Origin of the sequence: Embleya sp. NBC_00896 (assembly GCF_045207785.1) — a bacterium.
In the GTDB taxonomy this organism is placed as follows: domain Bacteria; phylum Actinomycetota; class Actinomycetes; order Streptomycetales; family Streptomycetaceae; genus Embleya.
The window spans coordinates 51,202-66,870 of sequence record NZ_CP108777.1; the positions used below are offsets into that span (position 1 = coordinate 51,202).

At 69.3% G+C, this 15,669-nt stretch carries 12 protein-coding genes and 2 pseudogenes; 5 read left to right on the forward strand and 9 right to left on the reverse strand.

Annotated features, from left to right (window positions below):
• Positions 1-135 precede the first annotated feature (135 nt).
• Positions 136-1,485, forward strand: a complete 1,350-nt coding sequence (locus OG928_RS33400; protein ID WP_406291369.1) for a M64 family metallopeptidase — start codon at positions 136-138, stop codon at positions 1,483-1,485.
• Positions 1,486-1,745: 260 nt separating this feature from the next.
• Here OG928_RS33400 and OG928_RS33405 read toward each other — a convergent pair whose 3' ends face one another.
• The 5 genes and pseudogenes from OG928_RS33405 to OG928_RS33425 form a co-directional block, all read right to left on the reverse strand.
• On the reverse strand, positions 1,746-2,459 hold the full coding sequence (locus OG928_RS33405; protein WP_331765741.1) for a hypothetical protein: 714 nt from the start codon (positions 2,457-2,459) through the stop codon (positions 1,746-1,748).
• Between the two features lie 397 nt (positions 2,460-2,856).
• A complete protein-coding gene (gene metG / locus OG928_RS33410; protein ID WP_331765742.1) occupies positions 2,857-4,371 on the reverse strand; it encodes a methionine--tRNA ligase in 1,515 nt (504 codons plus the stop codon).
• A 188-nt stretch (positions 4,372-4,559) separates the two neighbouring features.
• Positions 4,560-4,685: pseudogene (locus OG928_RS33415) on the reverse strand (IS5/IS1182 family transposase); the annotation flags it as partial.
• Between the two features lie 511 nt (positions 4,686-5,196).
• Entirely contained in the window at positions 5,197-5,844 is a 648-nt protein-coding gene (gene thpR / locus OG928_RS33420) for an RNA 2',3'-cyclic phosphodiesterase (RefSeq protein WP_331765743.1), read from the reverse strand.
• A gap of 103 nt (positions 5,845-5,947) precedes the next feature.
• The gene (locus OG928_RS33425; RefSeq protein ID WP_331765744.1) at positions 5,948-6,172 is read right to left on the reverse strand and encodes a hypothetical protein; all 225 of its coding nucleotides are present in this window, start codon (positions 6,170-6,172) and stop codon (positions 5,948-5,950) included.
• A 920-nt stretch (positions 6,173-7,092) separates the two neighbouring features.
• Between OG928_RS33425 and OG928_RS33430 the strand changes: the two genes are divergently transcribed.
• On the forward strand, positions 7,093-7,851 hold the full coding sequence (locus OG928_RS33430) for a class I SAM-dependent methyltransferase (protein WP_331765745.1): 759 nt from the start codon (positions 7,093-7,095) through the stop codon (positions 7,849-7,851).
• Between the two features lie 215 nt (positions 7,852-8,066).
• On the opposite strand, the gene OG928_RS33435 is transcribed toward OG928_RS33430, so the two are convergent.
• Both OG928_RS33435 and OG928_RS33440 read right to left on the reverse strand, forming a co-directional pair.
• Positions 8,067-8,933, reverse strand: coding sequence for a nucleoside-diphosphate kinase (locus OG928_RS33435; RefSeq protein ID WP_331765746.1), 867 nt, complete (start codon positions 8,931-8,933; stop codon positions 8,067-8,069).
• Positions 8,934-9,098: 165 nt separating this feature from the next.
• Entirely contained in the window at positions 9,099-9,401 is a 303-nt protein-coding gene (locus tag OG928_RS33440; protein ID WP_331765747.1) for a hypothetical protein, read from the reverse strand.
• Positions 9,402-9,832: 431 nt separating this feature from the next.
• Between OG928_RS33440 and OG928_RS33445 the strand changes: the two are divergent.
• Positions 9,833-11,086: pseudogene (locus tag OG928_RS33445) on the forward strand (sensor histidine kinase); the annotation flags it as partial.
• 18 nt (positions 11,087-11,104) lie between these two features.
• On the opposite strand, the gene OG928_RS33450 reads toward OG928_RS33445, so the two are convergent.
• Positions 11,105-12,295: an IS110 family transposase gene (locus OG928_RS33450; RefSeq protein ID WP_331765748.1), complete on the reverse strand. Its 1,191-nt coding sequence runs from the start codon at positions 12,293-12,295 to the stop codon at positions 11,105-11,107.
• A 278-nt stretch (positions 12,296-12,573) separates the two neighbouring features.
• Here OG928_RS33450 and OG928_RS33455 point away from each other — a divergent pair, with 278 nt between their 5' ends.
• Complete coding sequence (locus OG928_RS33455) at positions 12,574-13,272, forward strand: response regulator transcription factor (protein WP_331765749.1); 699 nt, start codon at positions 12,574-12,576, stop codon at positions 13,270-13,272.
• A 154-nt stretch (positions 13,273-13,426) separates the two neighbouring features.
• Positions 13,427-13,900: a hypothetical protein gene (locus OG928_RS33460; protein WP_406291370.1), complete on the forward strand. Its 474-nt coding sequence runs from the start codon at positions 13,427-13,429 to the stop codon at positions 13,898-13,900.
• An 810-nt stretch (positions 13,901-14,710) separates the two neighbouring features.
• Here OG928_RS33460 and OG928_RS33465 read toward each other — a convergent pair.
• Positions 14,711-15,631 carry an NADP-dependent oxidoreductase gene (locus OG928_RS33465; protein WP_331765751.1) on the reverse strand — a complete coding sequence of 307 codons (921 nt, stop codon included), beginning with the start codon at positions 15,629-15,631 and terminating at the stop codon, positions 14,711-14,713.
• Positions 15,632-15,669: the final 38 nt, after the last annotated feature.

Genomic DNA, 15,669 nt, shown 5'->3' on the forward strand with positions numbered 1-15,669 from the left:
CCTGGAGGCATTGTGCGGCAACGCCCAAGCACTTAGCTTAAGTTCGTACTTAAATTCACTCAAGTTCAAACTTATTTCCCCTCTCGTGTCAAGGAGAATCCCTTGCGCAGATCGAGCACATCCATACGCAGATCCATGACCGCGGCCGCTGCGGCCGTCGCCTTCGTGTGCGCTCTCGCCGCCGCTCCCGGTGCCGCGGCGGCGCAACCGACGCCCGACCTGGTCAAGGTGGAGATTCCGGGCCCGGAACACCCAGGGCCCGCGGCGCTCTCCCACGCGCGCACCGAGGCGGGATCCGGGTACACCTGGGTTTCCCGGCAGGGCAAGGACGGACGGCCATCGGGCGCCCGCTCGCCCGACCAGGCGCCGGGCGACGGCGCCGTCACCAAGGTCGTCGACAACGGCCCCACCGCGGACCGCCTCGACATCGTCTTCGTCGGTGACGGCTACACCGCAGCCGAACTCGCGCGATTCCACACGGATGTCAGGGAGCGCTGGGCAGAGATCGTGGCAGTCGAGCCGTACACCACGTACGCGAATCTCTTCAATGTGTGGGCGGTGGACGCGGTTTCCCGCCAGTCCGGAGTGTCCGGCGATCCGAGCCGAAACGTGGTGCGGGACACGGCACTCGGATCCTACTTCTGGTGCGAGAACACGGATCGCCTGCTCTGCGTCGACGAGGCCAAGGTCGACTCGTACGTCGACAACGCCCCCGCGGTCGACCTGGTGATGGTCCTCGCCAACAGCAGCATGTACGGCGGTGCCGGCTACAACACGCCCAGCCCGAGGCTCGGATACGAGGGCATCGCCACATCCTCCGCCCACAACGCCGAGTCCGGGCAGGTCGCCGTCCACGAGACGGGGCACTCGCTCGGCAAGCTCGCCGACGAGTACTTCTATCCCGGCATCCCCGGCTACGAGCACTACAGCGGACCCGAACCACGCGAGTCCAACATCACCGAACTGACCGCTGCGCAGATGCGGGGCGCCCGCACCAAGTGGTACCGCTGGCTGGGCCAGGCCTCACCGGACGGCGGCAGGGTCGGCGCGTACACGGGCGGCGGCTATTACGTGACCGGCCTGAACCGGCCGACGGACGGCTCGCTGATGCGCTTCCGCGGCAAACCCTTCAATCTGCCCGGGGTCGAGGCGATGATCGCCGGTTTCCACCGACACGCCTCCGCGGCACACGCCCTCACGTCGACCGGGCAGCCGCTGCATGCCGGGGACAGCGCGCGCATCGCCCTGGCCCGGCCCGCCGGTCCGGCCGCGCGGCCGCTTCAGGTGCGGTGGTATCTCGACGGCGAGCCCTTGAAGACACAGGTGCGGGAAGACTCGGTGCAGGTCTCGGAACTGCCGCTCGACGCGCACCGCTCGGGACCGCACCGGTTGACCGTGGTGGTCGTCGACCCGACGGACTCGGTCCGGGACCCTGCCATCGCCAAGACACTGCGGACGAGCCTGACTTGGAAGGTCCAGGGCTGACGGTACGGATCGACGGCAGTACAGCGACCCCGGCGCGCGCCCCGCGCCGGGGTCGCGCCGCGTCGGCCGGTCCGCTCGGGATCCGGACCCCGCGCCCGGACCACCACCGAGTCCGAGTCGTGGCCGATCGGATCGTCTCCGGCTCGGGCCGGGTCGGGATCTGGTCGGGCAACAGTACCAGGGTGGCGGGGCCGAACCAGGCGGCCGCGCTCATCACCGCCCCGGTCGACTCGACCAGCGCGGGGTCCCCGGTCACAAGATCACACGCCGCCGGTGGACCCGCCCGCGTTGCCGGCGCCTGAACCGCCTGAGTTCACATTGGTGACGATCGCGGCAACGTGAGCCGATCCAGAGCGCAAAGGTCTCGACGGAGGCTTGGGCAATCGGATGCGCGATGTCTCCAGCACAACGGGGACGCCGACTGCCGGAAGCAGGGCATCCAGGTCCTGCTTCAATTGCCACGCGTCCGGGGACTCCGGGCCGGAGTAAACGTGCACAACGTGGCCATCGCCGATCACGATCGCCACAGACACCGTTCCGCCGGCCGGCTGCGGGTCGCCCATGTAGGTCTCGATGATGGTCTCGTGCAGAAGTATTCGTGCCAGGTCAGCGATCGGCAGCCATGGCCCGGGCCGACGGGCTCGCACGAAGCGGAGCCGGGCCGGGGCCTGCGTCGGGGCAAACTGAACCCGGCGGACATGACGCAGTTCCTTGGCCGCGACGAACGGGCAGGTGATCAGGGAGGCGGCCGCCGCGAACAGACCGGCCACGAGCAGCGCCTTGGCGGAGCCGGCGCCGAAGCCGACCGTCAACCAGAAGATCACGCATCCGGCGCCGCCGAACAGAATGGGCACCCACGCCACAGCGGCAAGTGCGATGAGCACCGCCTGGCCGCGCGAACCACCCTTCTCGCGGAAGACAAGGTCGGTCGTGGCAGCGTCAGGGCCGGGCCGCACCATCTCACCGGGAGGCATGCATCCAGCGTAGACCCGGCGCCGCCGACAAGCAGAAGACGGCGAACAAGCCACAACTTCCTTACTCTCACGGCATGTTGACGCACAACAAAGGCGGGGGTCGGACATGACCACAACAGCGGGCGACCGCCCAGCCTCGACCGCAAGGCCTATAGGCAGCGCAACACGTCGAACGAGCCATCAACCGGCACAAGCAGCACCGGGCCGATACCTGATACGACAAGCGCGGCTACGTCTCCCTCAGCACCGCCACCGCACCACCCTCGCTACCTGGCTCCGAACATGATCGGCTGGACAAGTCCTGGATGAAGGGCGGGCGCCGGGGCCATCTGGTGGTCGGAGCGGCCGAGTCCGCCCAGGTGGTGATCCCTGGGCGGACCACCGGCGCTCCACTCGGTCAGCTTTCGATCCGTGGGAACAACGGGGTTGCCGGGGGAAGGATGCCGTCGACCGCAGTGCACTGCTCCGTGATGCGGGCCGCGGCTCCCGGCAGGAACGGCGTCAATCGGTCCGCGAGGAAGAGGCAGGCATGCAGGAGAGCATCGAGGACACCGTCCAGTTGCTCCCCGGCGATGTGTTCTGCTCCTTGCTCGGCTTTGGCCAGTTCCCAGGGCCTGGTGCTTTCGATGGAGCGGTTGGCCTCCTCCACGATCGTCCACACGGCGGCTGCAGCCCGACGGAAGTCGAACTCGTCCAGGGCGACATCGATCTCCCGAGGGGCGCCGGCGCAAGCGTCCACCAACCGCTCTGCGCCGGCCGGGGTACTGCCGGAAGCGGGAAGGCGACCGTCACGGTAGCGGTGAATCATGGTCACGACCCGGTGGACCAGATTGCCCAGGCCACCAGCGAGATCGCTGTTGGCGCGAGTCACGAGCCGATCCAAGGTGAAGTCCGCGTCGGCGACGCGGGGTACATCGCGCAGGAGCCACCAGCGCACCGCGTCCGTGCCGACGTCGGCGACCAGACCTGCCGGATCGACGGCCGCACCGCCGGACTTGCTGATCTTGCGGCCGTCGACGGTGAGGTACTCGTGGACCAGGATGTCGGTGGGCACCCGGAGTCCCGCCGACAGCAGCATCGCCGGCCAGTAGACGGCGTGGAATCGGAGCACGCCCTTGCCCGCCAGGTGGATCCGTTTGCCGCTGTGTGTCCACCACTGGTCGAAAGCCGCATCGGAAGTGCCGTAACCCAGGCTGGTCACGTAGTTGCCGAGTGCGTCCCACCACACGTAGACGACCTGGTCGGGGTCCCCGGGAACGGGGATGCCCCAGCCGCGGGCCCGGCTTTGGGAGCGGGAGATGGAAAAGTCGTGCAGGCCGCCGGCGATCAGGCCGAGGACCTCGTTGCGGCGGGAAGCAGGTTCGATCCGCACCTGATTGCTGGAGATCAGTTCCAGCAGGACATCGGCATAGCGGGAGAGCCGGAAGAACCAGTTCTCCTCCGCCACGAGCTGGGGTTCGGTGCCGTGCTCGGGACAGCGGCCTTCGATGAGGTCGTCGGAGGTGTAGAACTGCTCGCAGCCGACGCAGTACAGCCCCTCGTAGTGTTTCCGGTACAAGTCGCCTGCGGCGGCACACCGCCGCCACAGGCGCTCCACCCCCGCTCGGTGGCGGGGATCGCTGCTGGTGCGGATGAAGTCGTCGAACGACAACGCCAGCGGTTCGCGCAGACTTGCGAACGCCGCCGCGTTGCGGTCGACCAGCGCTTGGACCTCGATACCCTCCGCCTCAGCGGCCAAGACGTTCTTGAGGGAGTTGTCGTCCGTGCCGGTGAGGAAACGGACCTGGTCGCCGGCTTGACGGCGATGGCGGGCCAGCACGTCGGCTTGTACCAGCTCCAGGGCGAAACCCAGATGCGGCCGGGCGTTGACGTACGGGATGGTCGTGGTGATGTAGGAACGTGCCTGGGGCATCGGAACCTCCTCTTCAGCGAGGCGGGGCTCCGACCTGCAAACGCAAACGAGGCCCCGTCTCGGGGGCCTCGGAACGTCACGCGTCCGTCTCAGCAACCCCGCCGGCGGGGCATCATCTGGAACGAGCGTGTGATCATGCTGCGAGGCTAACAGAGCTCTCGACATGGCGCGGGGAATTAGAGGATGTCTCACGTGGAGACTTTCGCGAGCTTCTTGTAGAACGTCAGGGTCGCTGCAAGGCCGAGGAACGCGAGGAAGTGGCTTCCCTTTCGCTCGTATCGGACGGTGAGCCGGCGGTAGCCGAACAGCCAGGCCCAGCTCGCCGGTCAGTTCGCCGGAGGCGATGTACCTAGCGAGGACGGGCCCGACGCCGGATGGCAGGGCATGACCGCCATCAGCGGCGGCGACACCGAGTAAGTCGACGCGCACGCCGACCACCACGGAAACGGTCCAGCATGTCCCGCGCGCCGCAGTCCCCGCCAGCCAGACGGACAGCAAGCACGGGCGAAACCGCAGACCTTTGCCGTGGCTCCCGCCGACCAAAGCGATGCCCCACCCGCGAGAGCAACGACTCCAACTCGGCCGCCCACGGCTCCACAACCTCGATCCCCGTCATGACCGGACCAACGCGAGACGCGGGACCACGTCACGGATCACGGCCGAATCAAGGCTTTGACCTGCACAGATACCGAAGTGCTGCTGGAGTACCAGGGCCGTGGCCGGGAACGTTCGCCGGGTCGCCCACCGACTCCCCGAAGCATGGGAATGGTGACGTTCGATCCGGCGGGAGCACGTCGCGCGAACGTCGGCCGGCTCAAGCGGCGTTCACTTCGAACGGGACTCCTCGGCACCATCTCGGGTTCCCGCGCGGACGTGCGATGAGAGCCTGCCCACCAACGGCCACGTCGCCACGTCGTGGTACTGGGCCGGGCCGTTGCCGATGACGCTCCGCACCAGGTGCAGCCGGGCCGCGGTCCATTCCACCCCGTCGAATCCGGCGAGATCGGCCGCCGGCGCGGTGAGCGCACTGCCCCCAGGGCGCCGCCCGCCCGCCCCGCGTGGTTGGGCGACGCGGGCCAGAGTCACGTGACCGTGCCACGGCCGGTCCTCGATCGGGATATGGCATTTGTCGGCTGCGCGCCGTACGCCCGCGGCCAGGGCAGCCATCGCCCGCCGATCGCCCCGGATCCCGATCCACAGGGTGCGATCGCCGAAACGGCCGCTGCCGGTGAGCGCGAGGTTCCGCGGCGGATGGCGTGCGGCGACGCGGGCGAGCCGGGTCTCCAACTCGATCCGGGTCTTCGGCTCCACCGTGCCGAGAAAGGCGAGAGTGAGGTGCCAGCCTTGGGGCCCGGTCCAGCGCAGCCCGTCGTACCGGGAGCGGATCGGGTCGACGACACGACGCAATTCCGCCACCGCTTCGGGAGGCGGCACAAGCGCCACGAACAAGCGCATGGAGCCGTTTTCGCTCACCCATCCATCAGAACACGGCTGCGGCACGACCGCGAACAACCCCGTCCCGCCCGGTACACCTGTCCGTCCCGCGCCCCAGCGAATGTCCCATCCAGTGGGTCGTTCACCGCGAGACGGCGTTCTCGGGCGAAAGTGGATCGCGCCGATCGGCCGGGCCGGTCTCGCCTTCCTCATCCCCTCCATCGCCATCGCCATCGCCACCGGCACCCAACGCGGAGGGCGCCTCACCGGCCGTGTCGGCACTCGCGCCGCGCTGCTGGTCGGCTTCGTCATCGGAGTCATCGGCACAGCCGGGCTTGCCTTCGGCTTCGACTCGGACGCCGGACACGGGCTGCTGATACCCGGGCTCGTGGTCTCCGGTGTCGACAGGGCATCGTCTGGACCTCCATGTGGATCACCTCCGCCACCGGTACCGCGGGCGCACGAGCAGGGCATCGCCTCCACCACCCTCAACCTCGGGAACGCCATCGGGCTCGCGGAGTTCACCGCACTCGCCGACATCGGCACCGAGGGCAAGACCGGCGACGCACCGCGCGCCGCCACCCCCGACGGCGAGTTCCTCGTGATGCTGCCGATCGCGGCCGGGATGGTCGCCGGGCTGCTCGTCACACTCACCCCTGCGCCGCCGTACCGCCGTCGTACCCGCACCCACATCCACTCCCGCCGCACCGGGGGAAGAGAAGGCCCTCGCGACTCGCTAATCACCGAGCGGCGGGCGACTCCACCCCGACAACCCCCCGTCCCCGGTTCGCCCCGCCACTGTCCCGGCCTCCTCCCCGGGTATCCCCGACGACCCGATTCCCTGCAGCAGCGGCGGGGCTTCCCCGTCCCCCCGATCCCGGTAGGCCCCCGCAAGAGCGGGCCGGCGCTCATCGGGCCCGCACCCGGCGACCACCACGGGTGGTTGTGGCACGAACACGTCCTCACTCAGCCCGGTGCGGACACTCCACTGCCCTGCGCGGGGAACCTGCGCGCGTCCGCCGCAGGGGCTTTCGCGGTTGGGCACCACGTCGCATGCCGAGGGTGGGTTTTGATGTCGAGTGCCCACCGCTTGCCCCGATGTGATCCGCCGAGACACGGGCGCGGGCGTAGCCACGCGGAAGCAGGCCAAACGGGTCAGGAGTACCCCCTTTCGAGTGATGACAGACCTCGGCTGGGCTGCCGGGTCGCGCTCGCGTCTTTACGGTGGCCACGAAGGTCGGGACCTCGCCGAGATGTCGGCTGGGCCCGGTCGGGAAGGAGTCCGGCGTGTCGAGTCGAACCAGCCTGACGCACCAGTTGGGCTACGCGGTGCGCAATCCCCGGCGTATCGCGCCGCATGTCCGGCGTCTCGGCCGTGACGCCTGGTTTCGGCTCACATCAGGTGACCACGTGGCGTACTACCGGGCGGTGATGCGTTCCGACACCGCCCACGACGTGGAAGGCGCGGTCGGCAGCAAGAACCACGACCGTTGGCTGGCACTGGGCAAGCTGCAATACGACTACCTGATCGGGCACGGACTGGCGCCGTCCGACCGGATGCTGGAGATCGGCTGCGGCAACCTGCGGGCGGGCTGGCGATTCATCGATTACTTGGGACAAGCCAACTATTACGGCATCGACATCTCGCCCGACATCCTGCTCGCCGCGCAGCGCACCCTCGTCGATCACGGTCTGTGTGACAAGCTCCCGCACCTGGCCCTGGTACGGAATCTGACCTTCGACTTCCTGCCCGACGAGCATTTCACCGTGGTCCACGCCCACAGTGTCTTCTCCCATTCGCCCCTGCAGGTCATCGAGCAATGCCTGGCCCACGTGGGGCGGATCCTGCACCCGGACGGCCACTTCGACCTCACCTTCAACCGCACCGAGGGCGAGGAGCACCACGTGCTGCGGGAAGACTTCTACTACCGCACCGAGACATTGGTCCGTCTTGCCGAGAAATACGGCCTTGCCGCGCGCTTCATGACCGACTGGGAAGCCCTTCCGCACAAGCAGTCCAAGATCCGCGTCATCCGAGCCGTGTGAGGATCCACGAGTTCCGGACCGACGCGTTCCAGGCCGTGCCGCCCGGACCGCGTCGGGTGGTGGCGCCGAGAACCAACATCACCGAACGTGCGAACAACGGCCCGCCCGGCCGAGGCCAGGCCGGCTCGGACAACACCACCTCGCCCGCGAGCACATCACGGCCCGCCACCCGGACGTCGATGGTCTCGTTGCCGGCCGTTCCCCCATGATGACCTTCACCAGGTCGATGGGGCCGCGCGGTTCGGGCAAGAGTCCCATCGCTTGGAGTGTCGGCGCACAGCGTCAGATGGCGCAACGTGGTGTACGCGAGGTATCCGTGGGTCGGCGTGGGGAATCCGGCGGGCGAACCGGGGGTAGGAGGTGCTCCCTTCGAGCACTCCTGTCAGCAGCGCGCCCGCCTCGCCCCCGGCTCGTTGTGCGGCGCGGGTACAGGCGATCAGGGCGGCGCCGACCGCCGGATTGGACGGGCCGTGGGAGTCGGCGGGCCAGTCGATGGGCCGTACCGCATCCGGTCCCAGCCAGGCGGACAGGACGCTCGTCACGGTGCTCCACAGTTTGAACGGGCGCAGGAGGTGCGGGGTCTGGGATATTCCGCTCGGTGTGGCACCGTGCGGCCCCAGGAGTTCGGCGAGGGGGTGGTCGAAGAGGGCTTGGGCGTCCCGGTCGAGGTTTTCGGTGTCGTCGGTGGCGTGGACCAGGTTGAAGACGGGGTTCAGGGCTCCGAAGTCCCCTCGCAGGGTGCCCGGTCGGGCCCGGTGGGGCAGGACGTCCCCCGTGAGGCGCCCCGCGAGCTCGGCAGCGGCCGAGACCTCGTCCGCCGTCCGGCCGCTCTCCCGCTCCAGCAGCAAGGCGTGTACAGGTCCCAGGGTGTACAGGACCGCGCTCGGCTTCCGGTCGGTCCGGTCGCCGATCCGGGTGCTCGCGTCCAGGAGGAGCCGGCGCTCGGGGCTGAGGATCAACTCGCGGAACCCGAGCAGCTTGTAGCCCCGGTCGCGCATCCACAGCGAGATGAGTCGAGTGAGCTGCTGGGCCACGCCGTCCGGCTTGACGACGAGGATGGCGAGGCGGTCCTGCTCGGGCAAGGAAGACTCCTGTATGGGGCGGGATCCCAGGACATCGCCCCGACTCCACCCGCCTGTCGGGAAGCCCGGGCGGCCCCGGATCGAGGAGGGTGGTCCGGGTGCCGCACAGCGTCGGGTGCGGCCGGCGGCATCGGAATCCCGGACCGGACACCGTCCCCGGGCGGGTCAGATCTGCCGCCATCCCTCACCCGGAATGCTGTCCCATACGGTGTTGGCCCATGCGTTGGGTTTGCCGAACAGCGCGCAGGTGACGAGCGTGTCGCCGGCTCGCTGTGTGTCCGGGATGAATCCCAGGTCCGATGAGCCGACGTCTCCGCTGGGCATGAACTGGACTTCCAGGCCCAGTTTTTCGAGGTGCGCGACGAGCTCGACGGCGAGTTCGGAAGGTTTCCGGCCGATGAGGCGGATCCCGTCCATCGCGACCTGGGGACCACTGCGGGCGGAGACGGCGACGCAGGTCAGACCCATCGTGTCGACGAAGTAGGCGACGACATCGTTGTGATGCGCCCAGGCGGAACCTCCCGTGCCCCGCTGGTGTCCATGCCGAACGGCTCGAGCGCCGACGCCAGCGCCGCAACCAGGTCCTCCCTGGCCTCCGCCGGCAGGCACACCGTCAACCTCACGCCTCCCATGAACCACCCTTCGAACACGCGACAAGATCCGTCAACCCAGCGGTGGTACTGACGGGATGGGCCCCACCGACGGTCCGAGGGCATGAGTCCGGCCGCGCAAGGGGCTTCGCGAGGATCCGCCACCGCCCGAACCCTTTGCCATATCGCATCGGGATGATCTGCCGGAACGTCATCCTTGCGATGTAGGCGCCCGATGTATGCGACGCGCCGGGAACGACCACTGAGGCGGACTCAGAGGGTTCAGGCGGCGGCGACAATGAACCGGTGATGAACGTACCTACGACGCTGGAGCAGCTGCGGGTCCCGGTCCGCGAGGCGGTCCGCGACGCCAGACTCCTGCCCGGTCCGCCGCTGCGGCTCAGCCGTCGCACCTGGCAGTTCGACGTGCTGGTGGCGCTGGCGCTCGGCGTCACCACTGTCTATTACGGCATCGACAACGCGAACAACATTGTGGTGCGTGAGATCGCACCCGGCGTGGAGCACGTCGTGCCGCGCCCGTCCGGCCCCGGCGGCATGGCCTTCATGGTGACCCTCGCGGTCATCGCCTCGGGTGCCCTGGCGCTGCGCCGCCGCTACCCGCTCACCGTGCTGTGCATCGTGACGGCCGCGGTACTGGCGACACCGCAGAGCGTTCTGCGGCTGACGTTCTACGCGTTCGTGATAGCCGTTTACAGCGCCGCCGTGTACAGCCCCTACCGGGTGGCCACCCTGGCGGCGCTGCCGGTGTCGGTCCTGCTGGTCGGCACCTCGGGGAACTCGGTGACACCGATCGTCCCCAACCAGTACATCGCCCTGCTGATCCTGGTCCCTATGGCAGGAGCCGCCCTCGGGCTGCGCACCTGGAAACTCCGGACCGACGAAGGCCGCACCCGGCTCTCCAATCTGGAACGCGAACAGGCCGAGGCGTTGCGCCGGGCCGTCGAGCACGAGCGGGCCAGGATCGCCCGCGAACTGCACGACGTCGTCACGCACAACGTCAGCGTGATGATCATCCAGGCGGGCGCCGCCCGCAAGATCATGAAGACCTCCCCCGAGCAGGCCGGCGAGGCACTGCTCGCCGTCGAGGGGGGCGGGCGGGCGGCCATGACCGAGCTGCGCCACGTCATGGGACTGCTCACCATGGCCGACGAGGGCGAGGGGACGGACGGAGGTGCAGACCTGGCCGATGCGGCGGCGGAACTGGCCCCGCAGCCCGGCCTGGACCAGCTGGGAACGCTGGTCGGACGGGTCCGGGACACCGGACTGCCCGTCGGCCTGACCGTGACCGGCCCGCCGTGCCCCCTGCCGCCCGGCGTCGAACTCGCCGCCTACCGTGTGGTCCAGGAAGCCCTGACCAACACGGTGAAGCACGCGTCCGGCGCCACCGCCGCCGTGACCGTCGAATATGGCCCGGACCGGCTCCGGGTGGAAGTCACCGACACCGGTGGACACGCGGACGCGGCCACGGCCGCCGGAAACGGCCGGGGCTTGATCGGCCTGCGCGAGCGCCTCGCCGTCTACGACGGAACCCTGAACACCGGTCGATTCCTAATCTTGTTGTCAAGCGGCGAGTGTGACGGGTGGTGTGGGCTCGTAGCACCGTCCGTCACGCAGCAGGGCCCACAGGACGTTGACGCGACGGCGGGCCAGAGCAAGGACTGCCTGGGTGTGCCGCTTGCCCTCGGCCCGCTTGCGGTCGTAGAAGCGGCGGGACTCGTCGCAGTACCGGATGCTGATCAGCGCGGAGGTGTAGAACACGCGTTGGAGGCGCCGGTTGTAGCGCTGGGGGCGGTGGAGGTTGCCGCTGACCTTGCCCGAGTCGCGCGGGGCCGGGGCGACGCCGGCGAACGCGGCGAGGCGGTCGGGGGTGGCGAACGCGCTCATGTCGCCGCCGGTCGCGGCGAGGAACTCGGCGCCGAGCAACGGCCCGATGCCGGGCATGCTCGTGATCACGGCGGCGTGTTCGTGCTCGCGAAACCGGCCCTCGACGAGCTTGTCCGTCTCGGCGATCCGCTCGTTGAGGGCCATCACCTCCCTGGCCAACGTGTGGACCAGCCGTGCTGTGATCTTCTCGCCCGGCACCGCGGTGTGTTGGCGCTCGGCCGCTGCGACGGCGCCGGCGGCGAGCTGCGCGGCATTGCGAACCTTGCGGTTGTGCAGCCAGGTCTCCAGTCGCCGGGCGCCCGCGCGGCGGATCGCCGCCGGGGTCTGATAACCCGTCAGGAGAACCAACGGTCCGACATTGGTGAGGTCCAACTCCCTTTCCAAGGCCGGGAATATTCCGGTCAGCAGGGCTCGGAGGCGGTTGATCGAGCGGGTGCGGTCGGCGGCGAGGTCCATACGGTGGGCGGTGAGGAGCCCCAGCTCGACGGTGAGCTCGTCGCCGGGCCGCAGCGGGTGCAGGTCGCGGCGGACGCGGGCCTGGTCGGCGATGATCGCCGCGTCCTTCGCGTCGGTCTTGCCCTCGCCCCGGTAGCCGTCGGCCGCACGGTTGACGACCCGGCCGGGAATGTAGAGGAGGTGCTGGTCGTGGTTGACGAGCAGCGCGATGAGCAGGCCCGCGGCGCCGTCCGTGAGGTCGACGGCCCACACCACGTCCGTGTCCAGGGCCAGGACGTCCGCCACCAGGTCGAGCAAAACCGGCTCGTCGTTGGCCACCCGGCGCGAGAGCAGCCGCTTCCCGTTCTCGTCGATCGCCACGCAGTGGTGGTGGGTCTTCCCCGCGTCCACCCCGGCCCAGATCCTCGCCACAAGCGCCTCCGCAAGTCTGTCGGTTCGTGTTGTCCCGCAGACGACCTCGCCGTCGAGTCCCTACACAGCGACCGAATCGCAGTTCCTAATCAGCGGCCGAGTCGTCGCGGGGTGCCGGGCGGCAAATCGAACAAAGCCACGATCGGCAGACGCCTGAAAGCCACACCCGGCACCCCTGGGTGGGAGAACCCTACGAATGGCTCGCCCTGCCCATCAACAAGGTAGGGACGCCTGACCGGCGGCTACCGTGTGGAGGCCCTGATCCCCTTGGAGACACCGTGACCGAGCCGCTGCGTGTGCTCGTCGCCGACGACCAGACCCTGGTCCGCACCGGATTCCGGTTGATCCTCGGCGCCGACGGCCTCGACGTCGTCGCCGAGGCGACCAACGGAACCGAAGCGGTCGAAGCGGTCCGCCGCACACGTCCCGACGTGGTCCTGATGGACGTCCGGATGCCCGAGATGGACGGCCTGGAAGCCACCCGCCGCATCCTCACCGGCGCCCCCAACAAACCCCGCGTCATCATCCTGACCACCTTCGACCTCGACCGATACGTCTACGCGGCACTGTCCGCCGGGGCCAGCGGCTTCCTCCTCAAGGACGTCACCCCCGAGCATCTGACCGCGGCCGTCCGCACGGTCCGTACCGGCGACGCTCTCCTCGCGCCCGCCATCACCCGCCGCCTCGTGCAGCGGTTCGCCCAGCGCGGCAGCGACACCGCCGCCCTCCACCGCGACCTCGCCTCGCTCACCCCGCGCGAACTGGAGGTCCTCGGCCTGCTGGCCCGAGGACTGAGCAACGCCGAACTCGCCACCCGCCTCCACCTGGCCGAGGCGACCGTCAAGACGCACGTCGCCCGCATCCTCGCCAAGCTCGGACTCCGTGACCGTGTCCAGGCCGTCATCGTCGCCTACGAGACAGGGCTGGTCAGCGCCGGCGCACGCGAGGCCGCCCAGCAGTCCACCGAGCAGACGTAGACCGAAGCCGAGACTTGGGATCAGCAGCCGGAACCTGCGCCTGTCCCAGGAGTGGCTTTTATACGTGGGGTGTGACAGCACCTGTTGCTCGGCGGTGACAGCGCCGTGTGCCACGGGAGAGTGATGTCGTTGAGTTTTGACAGCACCTGAGTGCTTGCCTCGGGACCATGGTTGTGCTCTGCACGACAAGGGGGCCCGGGGGCTGCCGACGTCCAAGGTCGATCTGTACGCGGCGATCCGCCGCGACTCCCGCGCGGGCCTGTCCAGCCGCGCGCTGGAGCGCAAGTACGGGGTCGGGTTCGCACCCGTGCAGAACGCGTTGCCGTCGGCGTGGCCGGAGCCTCGGAAGAAGCTGCCACCCAGGGTGACCCGGCTGGACCTGTTCAAGCCGCTGATCGACCGGATGCTTCGGGCGGACCTGGATGCGCCGCGCAAGCAGCGCCACACGGTGAAGCGGATCTTCGACCGGCTGGTGGACGAGCACGGCGCCGACGAGATCTCGACGTGGAGGCGGCGCTCATCTCGGCGATGCTCCCCCGCTTCAACACCGCTCCGGGCACCGGCCCGCGCTTTGGTCCACTCGGTGTCCCGGACGAGCTCTCGGCCCGGATCGCCCAACCGGACCTGACGAACGGTGAACTCGGCGCCCTCACCGGGGGCGCCCTCGTCGTGTACCTGACCACGGGAGGGCAGACCACGGACGGGCGAACGAAGTTCGACCCCGCGAGACCGAGCACGGTCGACATCACGGAGCACACGGCAGGATGGTGGCAGATAGACCGGCACATGGCGTCCTGGCGTACCGACCCCCATTCCGGCCCGCAGATCCTCCTCGGTGCCTCGGGGCCCGCACGGCGCCGTCTCGTCGCGGGTGCGTTCCGCATCGACACCGCGCGGTGGGGCGCCGATCCTGAACAGAACAGCTCGGGGAGTCTCTGGAAGGTCCCGCTCGCCGATACCGGGGACCCGGACGCCTGTTCCCTGCGGGGCCGTCTCCTGGCCGACATGCCGTTCGGCCGCGCACGATGGGAGCACTACCGGTGGATCGACGCGACAGGAACGCTCCGACCACACAAACCACAGAGCACCGGCGGTTGACGTGAGAAATCCGTCAGCGCCCGAACGCACCCGCGCCGCCGGTGGCGCCTTGCCGGCACATCACGAATCATCAAGGCCATTCCAGCGCCGCAGGTGACGATGAGTCCCCCGCGCGACCGGGAGGTGAACCGCCCGAATACGACCTTTCACGGGCCCACCCCCGCCTGCGCGGGACCACCCGATCGCCCCCGGCTCACCCCGTATGGGTGAGCGATGGCGCGTCGGTCGGAAGAATGGGGCGGTGCCGGGCGGTGCCGGGCGGACCGCCGCTCCGCCCGGCCACCGGCCATCCACGTCACCGGGGGCTTCGCAGCCCGAGGCAGGCAGCGCCGCCGAGTCGTCAGATTTGCACAACCGACTTCCCGACCGCGCCATTGGCGAAGTCGGTTATCGCCTGGGGCACTTCGTCGAGGCCGTATGTCCGTGTCACCGGGATCCGCAGGCGCCCGGCGACCGCCTCTGCGGCAAGACGCTCCAAGGTCGCAGTGGCCGGATCGGCCATGACCGCCGTCGAGCTGACAGCCCGCGCGTCGTCGAGCGTGAAGTGCAGCGTCGATGCCAAACGGCCACCCGGGGCCAGCACTTCGGCGACCGTCGAGCCCTCGCCCGCCAGGTGCAGGGCCGCTGGTACGCCGTCCGGAGCCATCGCCTTCACTTGGTCGAGCAGTTCGGCGGGGTCGACCGTGTGGGTGGCGCCGAGTCCGGTGACGAACGCGGCCTGCGCGCCGGGCTCCGCGGTGGCTATGACGGTGCAGCCGCGGGAGGCTGCCAGTTGGACGGCGTACGCTCCCACACCGCCAGTGGCCCCGACCACCAGGACCGTCTCGCCCGGAGCCGGGGCGACGGCGTCCACCGCGTTCACGGCCGCGGTGCCGGCCAGGGCGAGCGCCGCCGCGTGTGTCGGGGCCAGGCCGTCAGGAAGCCTCGCCACGCCATAGTCGGCCCGCACCGCGACGTATTCCGCGAAGCTTCCCTGCCCGAGCGTCGCCCGCATGACCACGCCGAACACCGCGTCGCCCACCCTCAGGTCGGTCACCCCCGCGCCCAAAGCGGCGACCTCGCCGGCGAAATCCTTTCCGAGGACGACGGGGAAGTCGTACGCCAACACCCCGCGCATCATCCCGCCGAGCACGCCGAGGTCGAAGCCGTTGAGCGACGCGGCTCCGATGCGGACGAGGACTTCGCCAGGTCCGGGATCGGGTGTCTGCAGCTCTGCCAATGCGGGGGCATCGCCGAAGTCGCGGAATGCTATTGCACGCATGGTCGGTCCTTCTCTGTGAGGGGCTGACTGTGGGTTTG

Bases quoted from the DNA above. Each gene is read 5' to 3' on its own strand.
- OG928_RS33400 (WP_406291369.1), top strand. From the start codon at position 136: ATGACCGCGGCCGCTGCGGCCGTCGCCTTCGTGTGCGCTCTCGCCGCC.
- OG928_RS33405 (WP_331765741.1), bottom strand. From the start codon at position 2,459: ATGCCTCCCGGTGAGATGGTGCGGCCCGGCCCTGACGCTGCCACGACC.
- metG (WP_331765742.1), bottom strand. From the start codon at position 4,371: ATGCCCCAGGCACGTTCCTACATCACCACGACCATCCCGTACGTCAAC.
- OG928_RS33440 (WP_331765747.1), bottom strand. From the start codon at position 9,401: ATGGGTCTGACCTGCGTCGCCGTCTCCGCCCGCAGTGGTCCCCAGGTC.
- OG928_RS33465 (WP_331765751.1), bottom strand. From the start codon at position 15,631: ATGCGTGCAATAGCATTCCGCGACTTCGGCGATGCCCCCGCATTGGCA.